The sequence below is a fragment of the Massilia luteola genome (assembly GCF_034420155.1).
Lineage (GTDB): Bacteria > Pseudomonadota > Gammaproteobacteria > Burkholderiales > Burkholderiaceae_D > Telluria > Telluria luteola.
Map to the genome: position 1 here is coordinate 1 of NZ_JAXOFN010000005.1, position 24,306 is coordinate 24,306.

The 24,306-nt window shown below is 67.1% G+C and carries 24 protein-coding genes and 1 pseudogene; 12 read left to right on the forward strand and 13 right to left on the reverse strand.

Annotated features, from left to right (window positions below; all coding sequences use genetic code 11):
• Window positions 1-276, forward strand: a pseudogene (locus U9J41_RS07860) (IS4 family transposase); the annotation flags it as partial.
• Between the two features lie 30 nt (window positions 277-306).
• Here the strand turns inward: U9J41_RS07860 and U9J41_RS07865 are convergent.
• Genes U9J41_RS07865 through U9J41_RS07880 form a run of 4 tightly spaced genes read right to left on the reverse strand, consistent with a single transcriptional unit; the run spans window position 307 to window position 2,537 of the window.
• Window positions 307-726, reverse strand: coding sequence for a DUF1801 domain-containing protein (locus tag U9J41_RS07865; protein ID WP_322401632.1), 420 nt, complete (start codon window positions 724-726; stop codon window positions 307-309).
• A gap of 15 nt (window positions 727-741) precedes the next feature.
• A complete protein-coding gene (locus tag U9J41_RS07870; protein ID WP_322401633.1) occupies window positions 742-1,155 on the reverse strand; it encodes an SRPBCC family protein in 414 nt (137 codons plus the stop codon).
• Window positions 1,152-1,475: an ArsR/SmtB family transcription factor gene (locus U9J41_RS07875; RefSeq protein ID WP_322401635.1), complete on the reverse strand. Its 324-nt coding sequence runs from the start codon at window positions 1,473-1,475 to the stop codon at window positions 1,152-1,154. The genes U9J41_RS07870 and U9J41_RS07875 overlap by 4 nt, the downstream gene beginning before the upstream one ends.
• Window positions 1,476-1,532: 57 nt before the next feature.
• On the reverse strand, window positions 1,533-2,537 hold the full coding sequence (locus U9J41_RS07880) for a quinone oxidoreductase family protein (protein ID WP_322401637.1): 1,005 nt from the start codon (window positions 2,535-2,537) through the stop codon (window positions 1,533-1,535).
• A gap of 70 nt (window positions 2,538-2,607) precedes the next feature.
• On the opposite strand from U9J41_RS07880, the gene U9J41_RS07885 reads away from it, so the two are divergent.
• On the forward strand, window positions 2,608-3,516 hold the full coding sequence (locus U9J41_RS07885) for a LysR family transcriptional regulator (RefSeq protein WP_322401639.1): 909 nt from the start codon (window positions 2,608-2,610) through the stop codon (window positions 3,514-3,516).
• Between the two features lie 2 nt (window positions 3,517-3,518).
• Here the strand turns inward: U9J41_RS07885 and U9J41_RS07890 are convergent, their stop codons facing one another.
• The gene (locus U9J41_RS07890; protein WP_322401641.1) at window positions 3,519-3,704 is read right to left on the reverse strand and encodes a hypothetical protein; all 186 of its coding nucleotides are present in this window, start codon (window positions 3,702-3,704) and stop codon (window positions 3,519-3,521) included.
• Window positions 3,705-3,810: 106 nt separating this feature from the next.
• Here U9J41_RS07890 and U9J41_RS07895 point away from each other — a divergent pair, with 106 nt between their 5' ends.
• From U9J41_RS07895 to U9J41_RS07910, 4 genes are all read left to right on the forward strand, one after another.
• Window positions 3,811-4,320: a CcdC protein domain-containing protein gene (locus U9J41_RS07895; RefSeq protein ID WP_322401643.1), complete on the forward strand. Its 510-nt coding sequence runs from the start codon at window positions 3,811-3,813 to the stop codon at window positions 4,318-4,320.
• A 10-nt stretch (window positions 4,321-4,330) separates the two neighbouring features.
• Window positions 4,331-4,843, forward strand: coding sequence for a CcdC protein domain-containing protein (locus U9J41_RS07900; RefSeq protein WP_322401645.1), 513 nt, complete (start codon window positions 4,331-4,333; stop codon window positions 4,841-4,843).
• A 213-nt stretch (window positions 4,844-5,056) separates the two neighbouring features.
• Window positions 5,057-6,058, forward strand: a complete 1,002-nt coding sequence (locus U9J41_RS07905) for a DUF535 family protein (RefSeq protein ID WP_322401647.1) — start codon at window positions 5,057-5,059, stop codon at window positions 6,056-6,058.
• A gap of 119 nt (window positions 6,059-6,177) precedes the next feature.
• Window positions 6,178-9,552: an Ig-like domain-containing protein gene (locus tag U9J41_RS07910; protein WP_322401649.1), complete on the forward strand. Its 3,375-nt coding sequence runs from the start codon at window positions 6,178-6,180 to the stop codon at window positions 9,550-9,552.
• Window positions 9,553-9,624: 72 nt separating this feature from the next.
• On the opposite strand, the gene U9J41_RS07915 is transcribed toward U9J41_RS07910, so the two are convergent.
• Genes U9J41_RS07915 through U9J41_RS07925 form a run of 3 tightly spaced genes read right to left on the reverse strand, consistent with a single transcriptional unit; the run spans window position 9,625 to window position 14,572 of the window.
• The gene (locus U9J41_RS07915; RefSeq protein ID WP_322401651.1) at window positions 9,625-12,456 is read right to left on the reverse strand and encodes an ATP-binding protein; all 2,832 of its coding nucleotides are present in this window, start codon (window positions 12,454-12,456) and stop codon (window positions 9,625-9,627) included.
• A 9-nt stretch (window positions 12,457-12,465) separates the two neighbouring features.
• Complete coding sequence (locus U9J41_RS07920; protein ID WP_322401653.1) at window positions 12,466-13,194, reverse strand: hypothetical protein; 729 nt, start codon at window positions 13,192-13,194, stop codon at window positions 12,466-12,468.
• Entirely contained in the window at window positions 13,187-14,572 is a 1,386-nt protein-coding gene (locus U9J41_RS07925) for a hypothetical protein (protein ID WP_322401655.1), read from the reverse strand. The genes U9J41_RS07920 and U9J41_RS07925 overlap by 8 nt, the downstream gene beginning before the upstream one ends.
• A gap of 400 nt (window positions 14,573-14,972) precedes the next feature.
• On the opposite strand from U9J41_RS07925, the gene U9J41_RS07930 reads away from it, so the two are divergent.
• Entirely contained in the window at window positions 14,973-15,581 is a 609-nt protein-coding gene (locus tag U9J41_RS07930) for an FMN-dependent NADH-azoreductase (protein WP_322401658.1), read from the forward strand.
• 181 nt (window positions 15,582-15,762) lie between these two features.
• On the opposite strand, the gene U9J41_RS07935 is transcribed toward U9J41_RS07930, so the two are convergent.
• Window positions 15,763-16,425 carry a TetR/AcrR family transcriptional regulator gene (locus U9J41_RS07935; RefSeq protein WP_322401660.1) on the reverse strand — a complete coding sequence of 221 codons (663 nt, stop codon included), beginning with the start codon at window positions 16,423-16,425 and terminating at the stop codon, window positions 15,763-15,765.
• Window positions 16,426-16,663: 238 nt separating this feature from the next.
• Between U9J41_RS07935 and U9J41_RS07940 the strand changes: the two genes are divergently transcribed.
• Entirely contained in the window at window positions 16,664-17,629 is a 966-nt protein-coding gene (locus U9J41_RS07940) for an alpha/beta hydrolase fold domain-containing protein (protein ID WP_322401662.1), read from the forward strand.
• Window positions 17,630-17,692: 63 nt separating this feature from the next.
• Here the strand turns inward: U9J41_RS07940 and U9J41_RS07945 are convergent, their stop codons facing one another.
• Both U9J41_RS07945 and U9J41_RS07950 read right to left on the reverse strand, forming a co-directional pair.
• Window positions 17,693-18,487: an SDR family NAD(P)-dependent oxidoreductase gene (locus U9J41_RS07945; protein ID WP_322401664.1), complete on the reverse strand. Its 795-nt coding sequence runs from the start codon at window positions 18,485-18,487 to the stop codon at window positions 17,693-17,695.
• Between the two features lie 100 nt (window positions 18,488-18,587).
• Window positions 18,588-19,109, reverse strand: a complete 522-nt coding sequence (locus U9J41_RS07950; RefSeq protein WP_322401666.1) for an SRPBCC domain-containing protein — start codon at window positions 19,107-19,109, stop codon at window positions 18,588-18,590.
• 202 nt (window positions 19,110-19,311) lie between these two features.
• Between U9J41_RS07950 and U9J41_RS07955 the strand changes: the two genes are divergently transcribed.
• The 3 genes from U9J41_RS07955 (at window position 19,312) to U9J41_RS07965 (ending at window position 21,359) form a co-directional block, all read left to right on the forward strand.
• On the forward strand, window positions 19,312-20,232 hold the full coding sequence (locus U9J41_RS07955) for a LysR family transcriptional regulator (RefSeq protein WP_322401668.1): 921 nt from the start codon (window positions 19,312-19,314) through the stop codon (window positions 20,230-20,232).
• Between the two features lie 67 nt (window positions 20,233-20,299).
• Window positions 20,300-20,818 (forward strand): RES family NAD+ phosphorylase, encoded by a 519-nt coding sequence (locus U9J41_RS07960; protein WP_322401670.1) that lies wholly within the window; start codon window positions 20,300-20,302, stop codon window positions 20,816-20,818.
• A gap of 106 nt (window positions 20,819-20,924) precedes the next feature.
• A complete protein-coding gene (locus U9J41_RS07965) occupies window positions 20,925-21,359 on the forward strand; it encodes a carboxypeptidase regulatory-like domain-containing protein (protein ID WP_322401672.1) in 435 nt (144 codons plus the stop codon).
• Window positions 21,360-21,363: 4 nt separating this feature from the next.
• On the opposite strand, the gene pdxR is transcribed toward U9J41_RS07965, so the two are convergent.
• Window positions 21,364-22,821: a MocR-like pyridoxine biosynthesis transcription factor PdxR gene (gene pdxR, locus U9J41_RS07970; RefSeq protein ID WP_322401674.1), complete on the reverse strand. Its 1,458-nt coding sequence runs from the start codon at window positions 22,819-22,821 to the stop codon at window positions 21,364-21,366.
• A gap of 89 nt (window positions 22,822-22,910) precedes the next feature.
• Between pdxR and U9J41_RS07975 the strand changes: the two genes are divergently transcribed.
• Window positions 22,911-23,549: a pyridoxamine 5'-phosphate oxidase family protein gene (locus U9J41_RS07975; RefSeq protein WP_322401676.1), complete on the forward strand. Its 639-nt coding sequence runs from the start codon at window positions 22,911-22,913 to the stop codon at window positions 23,547-23,549.
• Here U9J41_RS07975 and U9J41_RS07980 read toward each other — a convergent pair.
• Window positions 23,539-24,297: a DUF3108 domain-containing protein gene (locus U9J41_RS07980; protein ID WP_322401678.1), complete on the reverse strand. Its 759-nt coding sequence runs from the start codon at window positions 24,295-24,297 to the stop codon at window positions 23,539-23,541. The two genes, U9J41_RS07975 and U9J41_RS07980, sit on opposite strands and share 11 nt — an antisense overlap.
• Window positions 24,298-24,306 lie beyond the last annotated feature (9 nt).

Below are 24,306 nucleotides of genomic sequence, written 5' to 3' on the forward strand. Positions count from 1 at the left end.
AACCTGGTACGCCTGGAAATGGCGCGCACCGCTGAACAAGCCAAGTGCGCCCCTAGTGATATCAGCTTTGTGTTCGCCTTGTCAGCATTTCAATTCGAGATGCAGCATGTCGCGGCCTTGCAGGCCCAAGGAAACATACCTGGCGTCTTGAAACGTATGCGTGAAAGGATGCTACTCGAACTGAATGTCTACCGACCCGGCCGAAAGTTCGACCGGGTCACTAAAGCCAAGCCCCAGCGTTATCCCGAGCGCCGCCTTCGAAGAACCTTAACTTAACGGCATTAGGCTCTGACCCCGAATTGTCGACTACGCGGCTTTCGCGCGCTTCGGCTTCGCCTTGGCGGCCGCGTTGAGGGCCGCCGCGGCGCGGATGAGCGCCCGGAATGCGGCGGCATCGAGCGCTTCGCCTTCATGGATGTCGATGGCGCGCCGCGCGTTGCCGTCCAGGCTGGAATTGAACAGGCCGGAGGGATCGTCCAGCGATGCGCCCTTGAGGAAGGTCAGCTTCACGTGCGACTTGTACGATTCGCCCGTGCAGATGATGCCCTGGCTGGACCAGACGGGCGTGCCCATCCACTTCCACTCTTCCTCGACGCCGGGCACCGCTTCCTTGATGAGCGCGCGGACCCGGGCCAGCGTCTCGCCGCGCCAGTCGCCCAGGTCGGCGATCCGGCGGTCGATCCGCGCGGACGCCGGCATGTCCGCGGACGAAATCTCCTGTTTCATGTGGCCTCCTTGAGCCTAGTCGTCGAGCTTCGCCAGAACCTCGTCGAGGGTGGTGGTGAATTTGTTCCAGCCGTATTTTGCACCATTGTAAGCCGCGTCCTGGCCGGGCTGGAAGCCCGTCTGTTCCACCTTCAGGTGCGTGCCCGCGCCCGCCGGGGTCAGGGTCCAGGTGACGACGCTGTCGAGGCCCATCGCGGCCCAGGTGTAGGACAGCGAACGGTTCGGCTCGATCTCCAGGACCTGGCAATCGACGGAACCCCAGTCGCCGCGCAGGCTGAAACGGTGGTTCAGGGCGGGCACGAAATCGTTCTTCATCAGCCAGGCCTCGATGAGGTGCGGCTGGGTCAGTGCGCGCCAGATCTTTTCCGGCGGATGAGCAAATTCACGTTCGACGGTGACGGTGCGCGTTTGGAGCGAGGTATCGTTCATTGGTCCATCCTTTTCAACAGGTCTTCCAGGTCATCGAACCGGCTCTCCCAGAACCGGGCCATTTGGTTCGTCCAGTCGGTCAATGGCGCGAGTGCACCGAGCTGTGCGGTGTAGTGCGTCTGGCGTCCTTCATGCCGGTCGCGCACGAGCCCGGCCTGCTTCAGCAAGCCCAGATGCTTGGACACGGCCGGCTGCGAGATGCCGGCCCGGGCCGTGAGGGCCCCGACCGTCTGCTCGCCGTCGCGGCACAGCGATTCGAAAAGGGCGCGCCGCGTCGGGTCGCCGAGTGTCCGGAAAATAATATCGTGAGCGTCTGTCATGGCTATTTATAACCGATTGGCTATGGGTTTAATCATAACCACCCGGTTATGGATTGGTCAAGCGATTTTTTGATCGCCCGTGTCCGGCCGCAGCAGCACGGCGCCGCTCGTCCGCCCGGCCTCCAGCGCGGCATGCGCCTCGGCCGCGCGCGCGAACGGCAGGTCGAGCCCGACCGGCACCCGCAGTCCTGCCGCGAGCCGCGCCAGCGTGGCCTGCACACCCTCGCGGTACAGCTCGGGTTCCGTCATGAAACGCATCACGCTCGGGCGCGCGAAGGCGAGCGCGCGCGGGGCCGCGATCTGCATCAGGTCGAGTGGCTCGACCTTGCCGCCGGCCTGACCGACGTTGACCGCCATGCCGTAGGGGCGCACGGCGTCGAAGGTGCGCAGCAGGTTCGTGCCGCCGATGCCGTCGATGGCGTAATCGACGCCGCGGCCGCCGCCGAAATCGCGCGCGGCCGCCACGAAATCTTCTTCACGGTACAGCACGACACGTTCGGCGCCATGCGCCAGCGCGAGCGCCGCCTTGTCGCGGCTGCCGACGGTGCCGATGACGCGCGCGCCGAGCGCGCTCGCCCACTGTGTCAGCACGAGCCCGAGACCGCCGGCGGCCGCATGCACGAGGACCGTGTCGCCGGGGCGGAGCTGGCGCACGTGCGCGAACAGCATGTGCGCCGTGACGCCACGCAACAGGCCGCCGGCGACGGCGTCCAGGTCGACGTCGTCCGGCACGGCCACCAGACGCTCGGCCGGCACGTTGCGCGCCGCCGCGTAGGCGCCCATCAGCCCCGTGTACGCGACGCGCTGGCCCGGCACGAATCCGGTGACGCCGGCACCGAGCGCCTCGACGACGCCCGCTCCTTCCACGCCGAGCGTGGCCGGCAGTTGCGCCAGCGGATACAAGCCGTTGCGGTAATAGACGTCGAGGAAATTCACGCCGGCCGCCACCTGGCGCACGCGCACCTCGCCCGCCGCCGGCGGCGCGAGCGCGAGCCGCTCGACTTCCAGTTCTTCGGCGCCGCCCTGGCGGTGGATGCGCACGTGTTCGATCAATTCATCCATATGACCTCCTGATGTGTGAGGCTTCATGGTAGATTGATTAAAAATCGTCCGAAATCCCAAAAAATCGTCAATGACCGTGCAAAAATCCATAGGTCGACCCGAGCCGTCCGGGGACAGCACCCTCGACTGGGACGACATCCGCTATTTCGTCGAACTGGCGCGCCAGGGCAAGCTGAGCGCGACGGCGCGCGTGCTGCGGGTCGAGCACTCGACCGTCGCGCGCCGCATCGGCATGCTCGAGACGCGCCTGGGCGTGCGCCTGTTCGACCGCCTGCCGAAACACTGGGTGCTGACCGCGGAAGGCGAGGAATTGCTGGCCCAGGCGCGCCGGGTCGAAGACGAGGCGCTCGCCTTCGCGCGCGCCGGCGCGGGCGCGTCCACCTTGCGGGGCGTCGTCCGGCTGTCGGCACCGCCGGTCTTTTCCAGCGTATTCCTCGTGCCGCGCCTGGGCGCGCTGCGGGCGCGCTGGCCGGCAATCGCACTGGAAATCATCGGGGAAGTCCGCGAAGCCGACCTGTACCGGCGCGAGGCCGACCTGGCGCTGCGCATGGCGCGGCCCAGCCAGGCCGGCCTCGCGGCCCGGCCGCTGGCCCAGACCGGCTACGGACTGTATGCGGCGTCCGGCTGGTTCGAGCGGCCCGCGGAGGAATGGGAATTCATCGGCCATGGGGAGGCGATGAAGGAAACGCCGCAGCAGAAATGGCTGGCGAAATTCGTGGCCGGACGCCCGTATGCCTTCTGGACCAACGACGCGGCCGCCATGCTGGCCGCGTGCCGCGCCGGGCTCGGCGTCGCCGTGCTGCCCCACTTCCTCGGCCGTGGCGACCCAATGCTGGCCTTGCATCCCGACTATGGCCAGGTGCTGAGCCGCCCGCTGTGGCTGGCCGTACACCCGGACGTGCGCCGCTCGCCGCGCGTCACGCTGATGGCGGAGCTGCTGGCCGCCCTGCTGCAGGAGCACGCGGCCTTGCTGGCCTAGCGTCAGTGCAGGACGCTCGGATTCGGATCGATCGGCGGCTCGTCGTTCTGCGGCGTGCGGATCGGCGGCTGGTGGGGATCGGTGTTCTCGAACGGGTCGGGCGGCGGTTCTTCGATGGGTGCGGGATCGGGAGCACGGTGGGCTTCGTGCCGGATCGACCGTCGCGTCGCGATCGGGTCTGGAATCATGGGAGGCTCCTGCTGACGATGCCAAAACATTACCATGGGCAGCCGTTTGCCGACGCGCGCCTGGATTACAATGGCGGATTCGACAGAACGTACCCCAAGGAACCTCATGTTGCCGACTCCCGTCGTTGCCGCCGTTCTCGCGCCACTCGTGCTGTGGCGCATGTATAGCCGCATCCGGCGCCTGACGACCCGCCAGCGTTCGAAGACGTGGCGTCACCGCACGACCCTGGTGTTCTTCCCGCTGCTGATCGTGATCCTGGCCGTCGTCAGCATCAAGACGAATCCGTTCGCCCTCGCGGGTCTGGCGGCCGGGCTGCCGGTCGGCGCCGTGCTGGGCCGGATCGCGATCGGCAAGACGCGCTTCGAACAGGTCGGCGCCGACTTTTTCTTCACCCCGCACGCACCGATCGGTCTCGCGGTGGCCCTGCTGTTCATGGGCCGCATGGCCTGGCGCGCATACGAGTACTACATGCTGGGCTCGTTCGCGCACCACGAGTTCGTGTCGAGCCCGCTGACCCTCGTGATCTTCGGCGTGCTGGCCGGCTATTACACGAGCTTTGCGTTCGGCCTGCTCTCCTGGCGCAAGCGCACCGCGCCGGCCGTAACGAACCCGTAACCTGCACCGCATGAGCCTCACCACCCTCGCCCTCATCGCCCTCGTCCCCCTGCTCGTCTGGCGCATCTATTCACGCATCAAGAACCAGATGACGCGCCAGCGCTCGATCGTGTCGCGCCACTACACGGGCCTGCTCGTGTTCGCCGCGCTGGTCCTCGTTCCCGGCACGCAGCTCGGCGACCGCCCGTTCCAGCTGGCCGCGCTGGCCGCCGGCAGCCTCGCCGGCATCGCCCTCGGCACCTACGGCCTCTCGCGTACCCGCTTCGAAGACACGCCCGAAGGCTATTTCTTCACGCCACCGTCGCGCATGGGCATCCTCGTCGCCATGCTGCTGGTGGCGCGCGTGATCTACCTCGGCATCGAGATCTACATGAACCAGGGCAGCAACCACGCCAACCCGCGCTTCACGGACAGCCCCATCACCATGTCGTGCCTGGGCATGACAGCCGCCTATTTCGCCACGTTCTCGGCCGGCCTGATGCGCTGGCGCCAGCGCAAGCGCAAGGAAATCGGCAAGCTGTAGTTCGACCGCCGGACGCGCGCCGCGTGCGACCGGCCTCCGGAAATCTTGATCCACATCTGATCGGCCAGGCCCCGGCACGCGCCGCTCCGCGCCGCGCCGCCGGCGTTTGTCGCACTCCAATACGTGATGCATAACCCTGCGGAGAATGGCCGCCGGGGCCACGCGACGTGTCGACATTTATTCCATGGCTCCAGTCACCCACCTGGAGCACACATGGTTTTCACGCACCTGACCCGCCACTGGATCGCCCGGCGCCACTACCCCTTCGCCTCCTGGGCCGCATGCATCGCCCGCAGCCTGCGCGTCCTGCTGTTCCGCCGCGCGCACACGGAATTGCTGGCGATGGACATCTATCGCAACTACGTGACCCAGGTCCACGACGACGTGTTTCACCACCTGAGCCACCGGAACTATCTTGCCAAGGGGCTGTCGCTGCGCCAGCGCGTGCGCTGCGTCCTCACCCATTACCGCTTCGAGGACGCGACCTTCGACGCCGCCTATAAACGCGCCGTCTACCGCGACGGCGGCCTCGTACTGTGGCAGCACGACACGGACGGCGGCCAGGTCGCGGTCCGGCTCGGGATGGCGCAACGCCTGAACGCGGAAGGCGACCTGACGCTCTCCCTGCTGGCCGACGGCAAGTGCGTGCACCGGCTGTCGTTCAGCTGGGTCGACGAGCGCTTCGCCGGCACCGCCGGGCTGGGCGGCCCCGGGATGCTGCCCTTCATCGCCCGCAACCAGGGCCCGCGCGCCGGCGCGGCAGACGCGGTCGACGCCTTCCGGCGCGCCTTCCCGCACAACTCGCCGCTGGTCACGACGCCCGGCTTCTTCTGCTTCGCCGCCTTGCAGGGCATCGCACAGGCGCTGGGCATGGACCAGGTGGTGGCCGTCAAGTCGGCCCGGCACTGCGCCTACGCGCCCGGCGCCGCAACACACTTCTCCAATGCCTACGACGGCTTCTGGCGCATCCTCGGCGGCACCGAGATGCCGGGCCGCGCCTGGCACATCGCCCTGCCGTTCCACGCCCGGCCGCTGGCCGACATGGCGTCCAAGCACCGCAAGCGCGCGGCATTGCGGCGCGAGCACTGGCGCGTCATCGGCGAATCGGCCTGCCTGGCGCTACGCGCGCACCTCGTCCACGCCGGGGCGCGCGCCCATGCGGTCGCAGACCGGTCGCCCGTCCTGGCGCAGCCGGGCAGCGACACGTGCGCGTGAAAAACCACAGATTACCAATATTTAATTTCCATAAATTAATTTCCAATTCCCCAATGCTATAGTTTTAGTTCTATGCGGAAATGAAAAAACAGTACCGCCGCCCAAACAAGGACTCTTACATGGCAACCAACTACGACGCCGCCGTCAATTCTTTCTACCTCGCGTATTACGGCCGTCCTGCCGATCCTGCGGGCCTGGCCTACTGGTCGCAGGCGCTCGCGCAAAACAATGGCGACTTCAGCGCCATCATCGACGCGTTCTCGACGTCGACCGAAGCGACGGCCCGCTTCGCCGACGCCACCCCGGCCGACCGCATCGCCGACGTCTACCAGCAGTTGTTCAACCGCGCGCCCGACCAGGCCGGCCTCGACTACTGGACGAAGGCCATCGACGCCGGCACCATCAGCCTCGCCGACGCTGCCATCCAGATCATGAACGGCGCCCAGGACACCGACGCGCAACTGTCGACCCTGCGCCAGGAAGCCGCCGCCCAGTTCACCGCCGCAGTCGCGGCCTCGGGCGTGCCCTATGACGGCAGCGCCGCGATCGACGCGGCGCGCGTGCTGATCGCCGCGGTCACGCCCACGACGAGCGCGGCCGACATCACGGCGCTGGTCACGGCCACCAAATCGCTCGTCCAGACCGCGCACGACAATCCGGAAGTCATCGCCGCCCTCGCCGGCAGCGGCAGCCTGACGACGCTGCTCGCCTCGTCCAGCGGCAAGGCCGATCCGGTCGCGATGGTCGAGGCGCTGGCGAGCGTCGGCAAGGCCGCCGCCACCGATACCACGGCCCTCACGACGCTGAAACAGGGCGGCGGCATGGCCGGCATCGTCGATTCGCTCCCGGCCGGCACGAGCCTCCACGACGTGACCCAGGCGGCGGACCAGGGCGGCCTCACCGCCGTGGGCGACATCGTCACGCCGCCCGCGCCCGCCGACACCACACCGCCCGCCGCGCCGAAGGTGGAACTGGTCGCGGATACCGGCAGCAGCGCCACCGACCACCTCACCAACAACGGCCAGGTCAAGGTCAGCGGCCTGGAAGCCGGCTCGACCTGGCAATACAGCGCCGACGGCAAGACCTGGCACCCGGGACCGGCCGCCGGCAACACCGGCGTCGCGCTGCTGGACACCACGGCGACCGGCGACCAGACGCTGCAGGTGCGCAGCACCGACGCGGCCGGCAACGTCGGTGCCGCCACCACGCTCCACTACACGCTGGAGACGTCGTTCGTGCCGACGCTCGCCCTCCAGGGCGCCGACGGCAACGACCTGACGGTGACCAGCCTCGTCACGAACACGGACAACTACTGGGTCAGCCTGCACGGCGCAAAGGGCGCCGCGGCCGTCGGCTTCCAGGTGTCGGCCACGGGCGCGGACGGTAGCTGGACCGACGCGAAGGACAGCGATCCGCTGGCCGACGGCACCCATTTCATCCGCTACGTCGTCACGGACGCGGCGGGCAATACGGCGCCGTCGAACGCGCTGAAGATCGTCATGGACCATGCGCTGCCAAGCGCGCCGGCCGTGCAGCTCGTCCAGGACACCGGCGTGAGCGCGACCGACCACTTCACCAGCAACGACCAGGTCAAGGTCGGCGGCCTCGGTGCGGCGGCCGCGTGGTCGTACAGTACCGATGGCGGCACGACCTGGACCGCGGGCCCGGCCGCGAACACCGACGGCGTGGCCCTGCTGGACCTCGGCGCGGGCGCGCACAGCCTGCTGGTCCGCGAGTTCAGCCAGGCCGACGGCACCGAGACGTTCGGCCTCGGTGCGCTCGACTACACGGTCCAGACCGCGGTCAGTGCCCGGCTCGCGTTCCAGGGCACCGACGACAACGACCTCGCCGCGACCAGCCTCCTGACCAACACCGACAATTTCGGGGTCAACCTGTACGGCGCGAAGAGCGCCGCCACCGTCGGCTTCCAGGTGTCGGCCACGGGCGCGGACGGTAGCTGGACCGACGCGAAGGACAGCGATCCGCTGGCCGACGGCACCCACTTCATCCGCTACGTCGTCACCGACCTCGCCGGCAACACCGGCACGACGAACGCGCTCGAAGTCGACATGGACAAGACCGCGCCCGCCGCGCCCAAGGTCGCCTTCGTGGGCGACACCGGCGCGAGCGCGACCGACAACGTCACCTCCAACGGCCAGATCCAGGTCAGCGGCATCGAGACCGGCGCGACGTGGCAATACACGGACGACGGCACGCACTGGATCACCGGCGCCGCGCCCGACGCGGAGGGTCATGCGAACGCGTGGCTGACCAACGGCCAGCACACGCTGCAGGTACGCGTGGTCGACGCGGCCGGCAACTTCAGCGCCGTCACGTCGATGCCGTACACGCTGGAAGGGTCCGCCCCGGCGGACGGCCTGGCCTTCGACCACATCGCCGGCGGCGCCGAGGGCAGCACGCAGACGGCGCTGGCCAGGGCCGACCTGGTCTTCGCCTACACCGGCACGATCGACGCCGGCGCCAGCGTCAACGTCCAGATCGGCGCCGGCGCCTTCGTCACGGCGACGGGCGCCACGGTCGACGCGACCGCGAAGACGATCACGCTGCACGATTTCGACCTGAGCGCGTCCGACCCGATGGTCACGCTGAGCGTCACGTCGCTGGGCGGCCTGTCCACCTACACGACGCCGGTGACGATCGACGGTCCGTTCGTCGCCTACACTGCGCAGGCGCTCGACAGCGGCATCGCCGTGACCAGCACGCAGGCCGGCCACGTCTACCTGACCGACGGCAGCAATGCGTCGGTGCAGGTCGGCGACGCGCCGGTGGGCACCGCCACGTTCGGCGTGCAGACCACGGCCGCGCAGGGCACCCTCGGCGTCGGCCCGGGCGCGGACGTCCACACCGACAACGGCATCACGTACGCCCTTGGCACGGCCGGCGCGGACATGCTCAGTGGACAGAATGTCTGGGGCTATGACGGCGACGACCACATCACCGCGCTCGGCACCGCGGACAACGCCGACTTCCACACGACCAGCACGATCTATGGCGGCGCCGGCGCCGACACGATCACCGCGACGGCCGGCGGCAGCACGTTCGTCTACCGCGCCGTGCAGGAATCGACGGTCGCGGCGGACGACAGCGCGGCGCACGGCTTCGACACCGTCACCGTGAACACGACGGGCAGCACCACGCACAATCAGGTATTCGACTTCGGCACCACCAAGGTCGGCGGCTTCTACACGCTGACGAGCGCGGCGGCTCTCACGGGATCGGAAACGGGAAACCAGCTGCTGGCCCTCATCAACACCGCGCTCGGCCATAACCTCCATGCGGGCACCGTGGAAGCGGCGTACATCGACTTCGGCACCGGCACGGGCTCGCGGGACGTGAACTTCCTCGTGGTCGACGCGAACGCCGACGGCGCCATCGACGGCGCCGATTACGTCGTCAAGATCGTGGGCACGGTCGACGTGGCGCACGCCTTCGTCAATGACTCGGACGGTCACATGACGCTGGCGACGGCCTGAATCGGAAGCGCATGAAAAAACGGCCAGCGTTCACAGGAACGCCGGCCGTTTTCGTTTGCCGCGCCGTGGCGGTCAAGCCGCCTTCGCCTCCGGATCGCCCTGCTGCCTTCTCTGCAGCACGAAGATCGGCTGCGCCCACTGCACGTCCTTCTTCTTCTTGCTCGTGATGAGCGTGAGGTCGGACGGATCGTAGACGTCCGTATTGTGCGTCAGCGGCGTCGTCATGAGGTATTGCGCGTCGGTGTTCTTGAGGAATTCGCCGACCAGCTGGATGTTGCGGATGTCCAGGTGGGCGAACGGTTCGTCGATGAACACGAAGCCGCCGGAACCCTCTTCCGACTTCAGCAGGCCGATGAGCAGGACGAGCGATTTCATGACCTGCTGGCCGCCCGACGCCTCGCCGTCGTTCATGCCGATCTGGCCCTTGCCGTCGAATTTGAAACGCACGTGCAGGCCGGCCTGGGCCAGCTGCACGTCGTCGTTCTCCAGCCGGACCGGGTCGACCGACACGTCGATGTTCGCCAGCTCGCCCAGTTCGCGGATGTTCTTCGAATAGGTCTTGATCGTGTAGCGCAGGCGCTCGATGTACGCGCCGCGCGCGTTGTCCGTCGCCTCGATCGCGCGGTTGTTCTGGTAGCGGCGTTCCTCAGTCTCGACCTGGCGGCCGGACAGCTGGTCGTTCAGGCGTCCGTACTGGTCGATGACGGTCGGATCCTGTTCCCAGTCGGGACGCGCCAGCGACGCGTCGAGGGAATTCATGCGCAGCTTGACCTGGTGCGCGTTCTGGTGCGTCGCGACCAGCGCGGCGCGCTGCTGCGCGCTGCGCCAGGTCTGCGGCACGTGGCGCCAGCCGCGCCGCAGGTTCAGGAGTTCGCGCGCATGCTCGCCGCGCTGCTCGATCACGCGGCGGTTGTTCAGGCGCATGCCCGCTTCCGCTTCCGACAGCGCCATGCGCGCGTTCTGCCAGACCGTGTCGGCACGCGTGCGCGTGACGGTCGCGTTCTTGATGAGCACCTGCAGCTCGCCCAGGCGCGCGCCGACCTGCAGGCGCTCGGCCTTCAACGGCTCCAGCGCGCGCGTGGCTTCCTCGAATTCGGCCTGGCGCGCGGACAGTTCCTTCGCCGCGTCCACGCCGGCGATGCGCACGCGCAGCGCCGACACTTCCGCCGCCAGCTTGCTGATCGCGAGCGTCAGCGTGTCTTCCTGCGCTTCCAGCGACGGCAGCGCTTTCTGGATGGCTTCCAGGCGCTGCGTCTTGCCGGCCGCGCCGAAGCGGTAGCGCGACGGTTCCACGAACAGCGAGCGGCCGCCGCGGCGTTCGCGGTGGTACGCGTCCGGCGTGATCCATTCGTCGCCATCGCCCTTGAAACCGTCGTCGACGGAATTCACGCGCACGATGCGTTCCAGCTGGTCGATCAGCCACGACGGCGCCTTCGAGCTGAAGCGCACGACGGACAGCAAGGTATCGTCCTTGACGACCGGCGCGTCGACGCAGTCGGGCACGATGAAGTGGCGGTAGCGCTCCTTCTCCGCGAGTTTATAGGCGGCCGGCGCATCCTTCGCGCGCTCCAGCAGCACGACGGACGCATAACCGCCCAGCACACCCTCGACGGCGCCCTGCCACTTCGGGTCCGTCACTTCGACGATGTCCGACAGCATGGCGTGCGGGATGCCGGCATCGCGCAGCGCGCGGCGCATCTGGCGCTGGGCTTCCGGCTCGGGCATCGTGGTCTTGCCCTCCAGCGCGGAGATCGTCGCCAGCTCGCCCGCGATCCGCGTCGCCAGCGCCTCGCGCTCGGCCTTCTTCTTCGCGAGTTCCGCCTCTTTGGCTTCCAGCTGGGCGGCCACTTCCGCGATGTCCGCGCCGGCGTCCGCCGCCAGTTTATTCAGGCGTTCCTTTTGTTCGAGCAAGCTTTCCAGCGGCTTCAGTTTGGCGTTCACCTGGGTCAGGCGGCTCGCCAGCTCGTTCGCTTCCTGTTCGAGCTTCACTTCCTGCTGCTGCGCTTCCGTCAGCGCGCGCTGCTGCGCCGCCAGCGCGTTGCGCTTTTCGGAGAGCAGGCCGTCGGCCTGCATCAGCGGCTTCTTCGCTTCGCGCAGCGCACGGCTGACGTTCGCGGCCTTTTCGCGCGCTTCGTGGTATTCGAGGCTCGGCAGCACTTCCTCGACGAGGGCGCGGCGTTCCTTGTTGAGGTCTTCCCACTGATGGTAGTTGGCCACGCGCAGGCGCAGGCCTTCCAGGTTGATGCGCGAGGTTTCCAGTTCGGCCTCGAACCGCTTCAGTTCCGATTCGGTGTCGCGCTGGTGGCGCTTCGCTTCGTCGTACGCGTCCAGCACTTCCTTGTCGCCGAACACCTGGAACACGAGGTCCAGCAACTGGCGCGGCGCGTATTCGCACAATTTATCCGTCTCGCCCTGCTCCAGCGCGAGGACCTTCGACATCGCCGGCGACAGGCCGGCCGACGCGAGGCGCTTGCGGTAGTTCTCGACGCCGAGCCAGTCGGTGGCTTCCGTCACTTCCTCGATCTGGATATTCCCGGGTCGCATCAGGTACTGGCGCTTCCAGTCGCCGCCGTTCTTCTGCACCTGGCAGAACAGCGTGACCTCGTCGTCGCTGAAGAAGCCGGAGTGGCGGAACGGCCGGTTCGACAGCTGGCGGCCGGACGGCTTGTTATCGACGACGGCGCGCAGCCAGGCGCTCTGCTGGCCCGAGTGGCGCGCGTAGTGTTTATACGTGCGGCCCATCGAGCAATCGAGGCCGAACAGCGTGCGCAGCGCGTCCAGCAAGGTCGTCTTGCCGGAGCCGTTCTGGCCCGCGATGGTGATGATCTTGGCGTCGAGCGGGATGTTCTTGATGCGCTGCCAGTAGTCCCAGTGGACCAGCTCGAGTGATTTGATGTGGAACATGCGGGTCTCTTAAGCTTGGGGCGTGTCGATGTCGGTCTGGGCGGCGGCGTCGGCCACCGGCTGCGGCTCGTCGTTGGCGGCTTCGCTGACGTGGCGGCGCGGGGCCGCGGCCAGCGGCGCGCGCTTGAACACGTCGGCCAGCGCGCCGTTGATGATGCGCTCCTTGAGCACGTCCGTGTCCATCAGCAGGTCCAGCAGCGGACCTTCGAGGATCACGTCGCCGCGGCGCTCGATGAAGCCGAGCTTCGACAGCAGGCCCAGGTTCATGTCCATGCGGGTCTTCTTGCCCAGCTTGTCGCCGAAGTCCGCGAGCAGCGTCGTGTACGAGATGCCGATCGACGTGTCCTCGGCGCGCGGGATCGGATTGTCCTTGTCGAACATGTCGGACTGGTCGACGTCGACGGCCTGGTGCGTTTCCTGGCGCTGGCGCTTGGGCAGGATGATCTGCGCCCACAGCACGACGAGCAGCGCCACGCCGTCGCGCGTGAGGCCGAAATTATTGTTTTGCCAGATGTCCTTGGCGCCGAAGATCTTCGGTTCGACGTTGCGGTGCAGGGCCAGCGTGACGTGGTCGGCGTAGACGTTGTCGAGCAGCTTCAGGCCGCATTCGAGCAGGCGCTTGTCGATCTCGGCGCGGAACTGGTCGTCGGACAGCGCGCGCTTGACCATCTTGTCGTCGCGGCGCAAGGTCTGATGCGTGAGCAGTCGCGCGATCAGGATTTGGGCGTCGTCATTCATCTTGCGTCTTGCTTTCCGGAGTACTCGGTAGATCGAGGTTCAGTGAGAGGGTCGCGCGCGAGATGGCCGCGATGTGCGGGTCGTCCAGCGGCACCATGTCGTCGGCCGAATCGAAGCGCACGGGCAGGCGCGCCAGTTCGGCGGTCGGGCCCTGCAGGTTCGCTTCGGCCGGGTCGCCCAGCAGCGGCAGCAGCGAGGCGCGGTACGACGCGACGGCAAAGCTGGCCGGCAGCAGCGATTCCTGGATCGGCACGCTGCGCGGCGCGCCCTCGGCCATGACGGGGAAGTTGTCCAGGTTGGCGAAATCGGCGAGGCGGCGGATCCAGTCGTCCAGCTCCGCCTGCATCGCCGGGTTGTCGTTGATGGTCATCGCCGCGTCCTCGCCGTTCGGCAGCGCGCCCGGCGCCACGGCCACGACGCGCTCCATCATGAGTTCCGTCTCGGCCACGTCGATCATCTCGGCCGGGGTCGCGAACAGCGGCACCACCGGACGGTCGATCGCATCCTCGGCCAGGCCCGCGAGGTCGTCGTGCGCCAGCAGCCAGCGCTTGATGTCCGTCGTCGACAGGCCGGACTGGCCCAGGTGCACGCGCTGGCGCTCGATCTGGTTCAGCGCGCGCGAGAACATCCCCTGCATGTTCAGTAGCTGCGACTGGGCGCGGCCGATCGCCTGCGCGGCGCGGTGCGTGGCCGAATCGGCGCGCTCGTCGGACGTGATGGCGCGCAGGATCACGGAGCCCTTCTCGACCCAGTCGCACGCCATATGCCACTTCGCCTGCGATGCGCGCAGGCGGAATTCGGACCCGGACGCGATGGCGTCGCGGAATTCCTCGTGCAGCTCGACGAGGCGGCCCAGCAGGTGCTTCAGCTGGTCGACGGTGATGCCGCCCACGGCCTGCGCGCCCGCCACCTGCGACAGCAGGAAGCCCATCTCGGCCTCGTCCTCTTCCGGCCTGCCCAGCGCCAGCAGGGTGTCGAGCGCCGCCAGCACGTTGCGCGCCAGCGGCGTGATGCGGTAGACGGCGGCCGGATTGTCCCACGCGAGCAGGCCGTGGCTGCGCAGGCGGCCCAGCACCGTTTCCAGGCTTTCCGGGATCAGGTAGGCGAACTTGGTGTTGATGTCGGCGCGCGAAAACGCCGAGTCCATCGTGTCCGACGCCAGTTCGCGCAGCACCAGCAGGCGCACGATGACGCCGTCCTGCGAGCCGTGGAACAGCGCCGTGAACGCCTGCAGCATGGGCTGCGCGCGCTTGAGGTGGTAGACCTGCTCGATCTCGTCCGGCGCCACGCCCTCCTGGAAGTGGGTCTGCAGCGGGTCGAGCTCTTCTTGCGCTGGGGATAGTGAGTCGGCGGCGGTTGCGGCCAGGTTGTCGATCATCGTAAGGCTTACCAGTCTGCTGTCGCGCGCGGCCTTCTGGGCCACGGGCGCGGGGGCGTCAGTATAACAGTTAAGGCTTGGCAACTAACACGGAAACGCCCGTCACGTTTTCGCAACTTATGAAAACGGCAACAAAACGGCGCATGGATAACATTCCATAAATGCAAGAAGGAAGCTGGCGCCGCGCTGCGGACTCGACCCGCCGGATCGCGCTGGCGGTCGCCGGGCACGCCGTTCCGGATCGACCGGCCCGTGAGTCCGGCCATCGAGCGTACCGTAACTCATCTCAAAAACAGATACTTAGCATCTCAATATACCGTCTTTTCAGAAGTGCCGGGATGATCCACCATGCGCTGCATCCGTATTCGCTGCCCCGTCCCACGTTTCAAAAGGAAATGCCATGCAACTTCTGCACCTCGACTCCAGCGTATTGGGCGCTGATTCGGTCAGCCGTCAACTGTCGATGGAAATCGTCGCTCGTCTTCGAACCTTGTATCCGGGTATCCGCGTGGTGTCTCACGATCTTGCCGCCAACCCGGTGGCGCACCTGTCCGGTGCACATATGGCCGTACGCAACGGGGTAGTGAGCGAGGACCCCGCCTTGAATGCCGATCTGGTCAAGGGTGACTCGTATCTGGAAGAACTGATTGCCTGCGACATCCTCGTCCTGGGCGTGCCCATGTATAACTTTTCGATTCCGACCTCGCTCAAGGCGTGGATCGACCGCGTTGCGGTGGCGGGCAAGACGTTCCGCTATACGGAGGCCGGCCCGGAAGGACTCCTGCAAGGCAAGCGCGCATTCATCGCTTCCGCGCGGGGCAGTGTATATCCGCCCGACAGCATGTTCGCCGCAAACGACCACCAGGAGTCCTACCTCACCGCGCTTCTGCGATTCCTCGGCATTGAAGACATCGAGATCGTGCGCGCCGAAGGGATCGCCTTCGGTCCGGAAGCCAGGGCGGCGGCGGTCACGCAAGCGCTGGCAAGCATTGCAGCGATCGCGGCCTGACGGAGCAGCAGTCGGTCATCGCCACCCTGCTCACGATTGGCGCAGGCAACGGCGGCACTGGCGCGCCACGCTTGCACGCAGCGGCGTGTCGGTCGGCGTGACCAATGCCCGCGGCCCGCGTTCAATCGAGCCTTCGGCGCGGGCGCCTGCCGCGCATCGGTCCGGGCCGATGCAGAATGCGCTAGCTCTGCGTGGATACGTCGTTGGCCTTCCTCGTACGCGCCGGCGCGCGGGACGGACTGCCTGCGGGGCGCGCACCGTCGAGTACCTGGGTCACGAGTGCATCCCCGTAGGCTTGCGTCAGCGGCGCGTGGCGCAGTAAATGCCTGAAATACAGAGGGCCGAAGATCGCATCGATCAATAACTGCGCATCGACCGACGCGTCGAACTCGCCATTCCGCTTCCCCTCCTCGATCTCCGCCGCCGTCGCGGTTCTGCGCGCATTGATGTGTTGGTCCACCAGTTCGCTCAGGATGTCCGGTTCGCTTTGACCCTCGGCAATCAAATCTGCCATGACCTTGCCGAACAAGCCATTGAATTCATGGATGAGACGGCGGACTTTCGCGCGGATGGCTTGTTCAGCGGTCGTGGACGTCGGCATGTCGGCCGCCACGGCGACCCGCTCATGGAATGCGGCAAACACGAGTGCGGCCTTGGAGGGCCACCATTTATAGAGGGTGGGCTTGCCGACCTTGGCACGCTTGGCAACCGCTTCCATGGTCAGGTCGCGCACCGAAGTCTCCTGCAACAGTTCGAACACGGCATTCAGGATCACAGCATGAGAGTGCGCGGAGGCACTACGCGGACGGCCTCGCAACGCTCGGGTGGGCTCAATGGTAGACATGCCTCCATTTTAGTTTTGTCAGAACGATCCGCAAAGAAGTTAGTGGTACCGGCCCACAGGACGCCCGGTCCGGTCCATGACATCGTGCGAAAAAACGTGGCCCCGGGCAGGGCCGCCAGACCGTCGTGCGCGAACAAGGCGTTGACCCTCGCGTCATTTATTATTACATTACGTTCAGTTAAATAAATTAACGACGCCATTCCTCGCTTTGCCAACTCGACACTCTCGGAGATACGCCATGGACTTTCCCAAACATTCTTCTCTTCTTGCCTCCTGGGCAACGACTCATCCCCTGACATCGGCAGATGCCGTTGTCATGACCGGCTTGCGTGAGATGGTTCTTCCAATGAAGGGCAAGATGCATGGTATCGCCGCGCGTGCTCCCTTCGATGCCATCATGAGCCGCGTCCAGGCGCCGGCCGGTGTCACGTTCGAGGCCGACAACGTCGGCGGCGTGGCTGGCTGGTGGTGCCGTCCCGCGAATGCCCGCGCCGATGCGGTGATCCTCCATTTGCACGGCGGTTGGTACAACTGGGGATCGGCGCACGCCTTTCGCGGGCTGGTCGCGCACATCGCCGCGAGTGCCGGTGCCGCGGCCTTCATTCCCGACTACCGGCTGGCACCGGAAAGTCCGTTTCCGGCGGCAGGCGACGACGTGCAAGCCTGCTACGAGGGGCTGTTTCAGCGTGGCGCAAGTCGCGTGGCGATCGTCGGCGATTCAGCGGGCGGCGGTCTGGCGCTCGGTCTCCTGGCATGGGCAACGTCGACCGCGCGTATGGGTCGTTCGCTTCCGGTGGCCGCGGTCGTGCTGTCTCCAGTGACCGACCTTACCCTGTCTGGCGAGAGCTGGAATTCACGCGCGGATGCGGACCCCTACTTTGTCCGTGCCCAGGTCGAAGCCCTGGTCGAGTCGTACCTGGATGAGCAGGCCGGCACCGATCCGCTTGCGTCACCGCTGTACGGCGTCCTGCAAGGCTTGCCGCCGGTTCGCGTCCATGTGGGCAACGACGAAGTGCTGTTGGATGACGCTTGTCGCTACGTGACGCGTGCCGTTGCGGCCGGTGTCGACGCAACACTGGATGTGTGGGAAGGCATGCCGCACGGATTCCTGTCGACTATTGGCCGAACCGACGCGGCGACCAGCGCGCTCGAGGCCATCGGTAACTTCCTTGCCTTGCGCCTGTCGGCCGAGCCCGGTCGTTAATTCGACGGTGCGCCCGCCGGCTTGCGCCGGCTGGCAGTTTCGTGAGTGCGCGGATCGCGCAGCTCAGGGGATCGAGCGAATGACGCCGCCGTCGACGCGCAGTGCGGCGCCGCTCGTACCGGCAGCCTGTTCCGAGCAGACGTAAATCACCATGTTCGCGACTTCCTCGGTCGTCGTGAACCGGTTGATCAGCGTCGTCGGGCGCATCGTCTTCAGGAAGTCTTGCTCCGCTTCCTCCTGGGTGATGCCCTGCTCCCCGGCGGTCGCCTTCATCCAGTTACCCAGGATCTCGGATCGGGTCGGTCCGGGCAACACCGCGTTGACCGTGACGCCCGTCCCACCGACCAGCTCTGCCAGCCCCCTCGATACGGCGAGCTGTGCTGTCTTTGTCATGCCGTAGTCGATCATCTCCTTCGGAATCGCTACCCCGGACTCGCTGCTGATGAAGACGACCCGTCCCCAGCCGCGCTTGACCATCCCGGGCACATAATGACGTGCGGCGCGCACGCCGCTCATGACATTCAGCTGGAACAAGTCGAGCCACTCGCTGTCCTTCTGATCAAAGAAGCCATTCAGGTGGGCCGTGCCGACGTTGTTGACGAGAATGTCGGCATCCTTCACCTGCGCCACGAGTTCCGCGGATCCCTCCGCCGTCGAGAGATCGGCGACCACGCCCGTAAAGTCCGCCTCGGGCAACGCCGCACGCAGCGCCTGCAACGTTGCCGCGACCCGCGATTCGGTGCGTCCATTGATGACAACCGCTGCGCCTGCGCGCGCAAGCCCTTCGGCGATCGCGCGGCCAATGCCTGCCGTCGATCCGGTAACGATGGCCTTGCGACCTTTAAGTTCAATCTTCATGTTTTTTCTCCAATAGTGTGTGAGTCAGGCGAGCCATCCGCCGGTCCGGGCTGGAAGCAGGTCGCTTGCGCCGCAAGCACTGAGGCACGAGCGGCGCCGCTCAGGCGCCCGCACAAGCGCGCCAGCCGGCTTGCGCTGCCGCCGCCTCCGCTGCGCGGGCAAGGCGTTCGACCCAGTCCTGGTGATAGCGGTAAAGCCCACCGGGATGCCGGTGTCCGAGCACGTCGAGGAACCAGGGACCTTGTTGCGTCTCCTCCGTCAGCACGTGACACCCGTCGTCCGTAGCGGTGATGACCCAGCCGTGGTAGGCGCTGGAACCGGTCTCGTCGCCGTCGACCGTCGTTGCCCACGCGAGCCTGTGGTTGGGCACGTTTTCGGTCACGACGAGGCTCATCGGAAAGCCGACCGTCACGCGGCTGTATGTCGTGCCGAGCGCCAGTTCCTTCTCACCGGTCAGGATCCTGACCTGATCTTCGGCGGGAAAGTAGCTCGACCAATTCTCCGCGTCGATGAGCAGCTTCCACACGACGTCGGGCGGCGCTTTCACGTCGATGTCATTGAGCGCGTAGATCGCGGACGTTTTCGGATCAAAACGCTCGGGCCAGATGACATGGTCGTACATCGCTCACGTCTCTTTCCTGAACAGGTCTTGAAAAATCCCGACGTTGCCGGTGCCGATGATGGAGTAAGTCATGATGCTTCCTTGAATGACGTTGATGAATTGCGGGGCCTCCGCCATGCGAATGATGGCGGTCGATATGTATTTTGAAAATAGAGTATATTTAGATGCAACCCATCTATTCTGGAGATGGAAGGACACATAAATGCTTGATGGCGTCTCCCTGGACCAACTCAGGACCTTCATCGCCGCCGTGGATGAGGGCAGCTTCTCGGCCGCGGCCCGGAAGCTCAACCGCGTTCAATCGGCGGTGAGCGGCTGGGTCGGCGGACTGGAAGACCAGATCGGCGTCAAGCTGTTTGACCGCTCGGGCCGGTTCCCGAAGCTCACCCCGGATGGCGTGCTGTTGCTCGCGGACGCCCGCAACATCGTGGCAGGGGTGGACACGCTGAAGGCCCGTGCCAAGCTCATGAATTCAGGCGTCGAGGCCGAACTCTCCGTGGTCGTCGACGTGTTCTTTCCGACCTCCATCGTCAGCGCCGTCGCGAAAGCGTTCGCGCGCCAGTTTCCATTGACGCCGCTGCGCCTCTTCGTGGAGGGCCTGGGCGCTGCCTATCTGCCCGTCCTGGACGGCCGCTGCAGCCTGGGCATCCTGACGCCGTTGCCCCAGACGTTTCCGTCCCTGGTGAGCGAGCGGCTCGGCGAACTGCCGTTGGTTGCGGTCGCTTCGGCATGCCACCCGCTCGCGCGCTTCAGCCATCGGATACCGCGGCGCGAGTTGGCGAAACATGTACAACTTGTGCTCACCGACAGGTCCCATCTCACTGCCGGCAGGGACTTCGGCGTCGCATCGCCGTCGACTTGGCGTCTGGCGGACCTGTCCACCAAATATGCGTTCCTCAAGGACTGCGTGGGATGGGGAGGAATGCCCTTGCACATGGTCGAGAAAGACATCGCCGAGGGCACGCTGGTCGTGCTGGATGTGGATGACATGCCGCGCACGGGTTTCATGCTGACGATGTCCGCCTTTCACCAGCCTTCGCACCCGCCCGGGCCCGCTGGCAAATGGTTCGTCGACCACCTGAAGTCCTTGTGGGAGCGGGACGATGTCGTTCGGATGCCGTAGGCGGGCAGCCGCGTCGCGCTGGGTGACCGCATCGGGCGCGTAGCCGGCACGCCGATGAACACGTTCGATGAAGGAGAAGCCGATGACAGGTCCCCGCGTCAGCGACGGCGCCGACGCGCCGTTCACGAAAGTCGACGGTGTCTTTTATCGCGCCGTCGATCCGGCCTACCGCGACGGCGCGCTGTCCGGTTCCAGATATCCCGGCCGCTACTCCAGCGCGGCGCAGCCCACGCTCTACCTGAGCGCGTCGCGCGACGGGGTGGCGGCTGCCATGAAGGCGCACAGCGACAACCGTAGCGGCCGCCTGGAGATCGTCAGCGTGCACGTCGCGGCCGACCGGATTTTCGATCTGCGCGATGCGCCGGCGCTGGCGGCCATGGGAATCAGACTCGAGGACGCCGTCGCCCCCTGGCAAGAGGTCGTTGCGGCGGGGGGCACCCCGACGTCATGGTCGGTGCGCGACCGCCTCGAGGCGCTTGGCGCACAAGGGCTGGTCGATCCCTCGAGAAAGGCGCCGGGCCTGTGGCACCTGGTTCTTTTTTCCTGGAACCAGGACGATTCTCCCGCGGTCCATGTGATCGGCTGATGCCGCCACGCCTCGTATGTCGCGCAGAAATTGGCGGGCCTGTGCTATGGTCCAGTTCATCGGCGGGCCGGACAGGCGGGCCGGCCGGCAACCGAGGAGAACTGCCATGCAACGAGCACTGATGAGCGCGGCCATGGTCGTGGCCGTTGCGTTGACATCGACCGCCGCCCTGGCGGCGCCCACCCCGCACCAGCAGAACGGCATCACCTACATCAACGGCGGCGTCGGCGCGGAAGAACAGGACGCGATGAAAGCCCAGCGCGCCGACTACAACCTGCTGCTGACCTTCGCGACGCAGCAGAGCGGCGCCTACCGGTCCGACGTCCAGCTCGACATCCTGGACACCAAGGGCACGCACCTGGTGAGCGCGGCGAACACGGGGCCGATGTTCTTCGCCAAGCTGCCGCCGGGCACGTACCGCATCATGGCGGCGGCCCAGGACAAGACCTTCAGGCGCACCGTCAAGGTCGGCAATGCGCCCAAGGAAATCGTCCTGCACTGGGAAAACGACTCGCCGGACGATCCGGGACCGCAGGACTGAGAACCTACCGGATCGCGCCCGCCAGCCGCCGCACGAGTTCATCCATCCGCTCCGCCGGCACCTGGGCATAGCCGAGCAGCAGGCCGTTGCACGGCGGCCCGCCCGGCAGCGCATGGGTCGACAACGCATTCACCACGATGCCCTGTTCGCGCGCCCGGCGCACGATCTCCACGTCTGCCGGCCCCGCGGCGGGCAGGCGCAGCGCCAGGTGCATGCCGGCCGACGCCCCTTCCACGGCGGCGCGATCGCCCAGGTGCCGGTCCAGCGCCGCGACCAGCGCATCGCGCCGCTGGCGGTACAGGCGGCGCATGCGGCGCAGGTGCAGCGCGAATTCGCCGCTGCGCAGGAATTTGGCCAGCGCCAGCTGCTCCGCCGTGCGCCCCGCGGCCGCCGACTGGGCGCGCATGGCCGCCAGCGGCAACGCCAGGCCGGCCGGCACGACGAGGAAACCGATCCGCAGCGCCGGGAACATCGTCTTGCTGAACGTGCCGCAGTACAGCACGGGCGCATCCGGCACCAGGCCCTGCATGGCCGCCAGCGGCGGGCCCTCGTGGCGGAACTCGCTGTCGTAGTCGTCCTCGACGATCAGCGCGCCGGCGGCACGCGCCCCGGCGATCAGCGCCATGCGCCGCGCCGGCGACATCACCACGCCGGCCGGATACTGGTGCGACGGCGTCGTGTAGATCAGCCTGGGGCGGCGCCGGGTCCAGTCCTGCGCGCTGGGCGCCATGCCCTCGGCGTCGACCGCGATGCCTTCGACGACGAGCCCGGCGCCGCGGAACGCGGCCAGCGCGCCGCCGTAGCCGGGGTGCTCGATCCAGGCCGTGTCGCCCGCGTCCGCGCAGGCGTGCGCGCACAGGTCGAGGCTCGACTGCGTGCCGTCCGTGATGAATACCTGGCCCGGCTCGCACACGACGCCGCGCGAGGCGCGCAGGTAGTCGGCGATGGCCGTGCGCAGCGCGGGCTCGCCGACCGGGTCGCCGTAGTTCAGCTGCGCCACGGACAGGCCGCGCCAGGCGCGGTCCAGCAGGCGGCGCCACTGCGCCAACGGAAACGCGCGCAGGTCCGGCACGCCGGGCGTGAACGGCAGCCCGTCGCCGGGACTGCCGTGCACGGCGCGCAGGTCCTGCGCGCGGCGCGCGAGGCCCGCCTGCGGCACGTCGGCGGCACGGCGCCGCGGCGCGGGCGCGATGCCGGCGACCACCGTCCCGCGCCGGTCCGGGATCACGAACCCTTCGCAGGCCAGCTGCTCGTACGCGTACAGCACCGTGTTGCGGGCGATGCCCAGTTCCTGCGCGAGCGCGCGCGTGGCCAGCAGGCGCGTGCCGGCCGCCAGCGTGCCGTCGCGGATGGCCGTGCGCAGGCATTCGTGCAGCAGGCGCTGGCGCGGCCAGGGGTGACCCGACGAGCCATGGCGGGCGTGGTCGCGGCCGAAGGCGTCCAGCAGCAGGGCGTAATCCATCGTGGCTCTATGAAATTGCGCGGCCCTGGACCTGTTCCTAGAGCCATCCCGGACATTATAGTGCGGCTTCCACCCCTACTTTCGAGGCCATGAACACTGCTCCTTCCCTCCGCACCCAGGTCAAGCGCGGCGCGCCCAAGGCGTCCTACGATCCCGCCCTGCTGCACGCCATCGTCGATGCCGCCTACATCTGCCACATCGCCTTCGCCGACGCGCACGGCGTGCACTGCATCCCCACCGCCTGCTGGCGCAGCGGCGACCATCTGTACATCCACGGGTCGAACGGCAGCCGCATGCTGCAACGCCTGACGGCGCAGGATTGCTGCGTGACGATCACGCACCTGGACGGCATCGTGCTGGCACGTTCCGCCTTCAGCCACACGATGAACTACCGCAGCGCGATGGTCTATGGCCGCTTCGAGGTCGTCGGCGAGGCCGCCAAGCGGCGGGCGCTGGAAGATTTCATGGAACACCTGGTGCCGGGCCGCCAGGCCCTGGTGCGCGCCGGGAACGACAAGGAGTTCGCCGCCACGACCGCGCTGCGCATTTCCCTCGCCGAAGCCGTGTGCAAGGTCCGCAGCGGTCCGCCCAGCGACGACGAGGAAGACCTGGACATCGCCACCTGGGCCGGCGTGCTGCCCCTCGCGCAGGTGCGCGGCACGCCCGTGCCGGACCCGCAGTGCAAGCTGCCGGCGCCCGACCACGTGCGCGACTGGGCTACTTCTTGACGATCTTTTCCAGCGTCTGCTCGACGTAGTCGCGGTCGTTGTCGGTGAAGCGCAGCTTGACGGGATACCACTCGTGTCCCGGCGCCAGCCAGATGTCCAGGGTCTGGTCTTTGGAGCCGGGTGGCGGCGCGCGCATCACGTGGACGGCATCGACTTCGCCGAGCGACGCGCCGGCCTGGACCTTTTCGTGGCCGACGACGCGGAAGGTCCACGGGTCGGCGTCGCGCGGACCGATGACGAAGAACCGCCATTCCGAGCCCGGCTTGAATTTGTCTTTCGCGGCGCGCGCGACCGCCACCAGTTGCCACGACACCGACACGCGGTCCTGCTCGCCGCCCTTGATCGGGTAGGTCTTGTCGCCGTCGCTGAAGGTGATGGTCTTGGCGCCGCGGTCGAAGGTGGCCGTCGTCGGGTCCTTGTGGAAGCGCTTGTCGTAGTACTCGGTCGGCGCCAGGCCCCAGTTGTCGACGATGCCCGTGCTGCGGTTTTCCGTCAGCTTGCCCAGCAGCGCCACGCGCGACTCGGCGTCGACCGAATACTTGCTGTCGTTCGCGCGCCAGGTGAGCGTCGCTTCGCCGTTCAGGTTGAAGCCGCGCTGGCGCGCGCCGATGGAATAGCTCAGGTCGGCCGACGGCGGCAGGTCGAACGGGCGCTTGACGGCCGGGTGCTCCTCCGCCGCGCCGGCCAGGCCGCCCGCCGTCGCCAGGGAGACCGTTACCGCGACGATGCCCGCGCCTGCCAGTTTCATTACATTCTT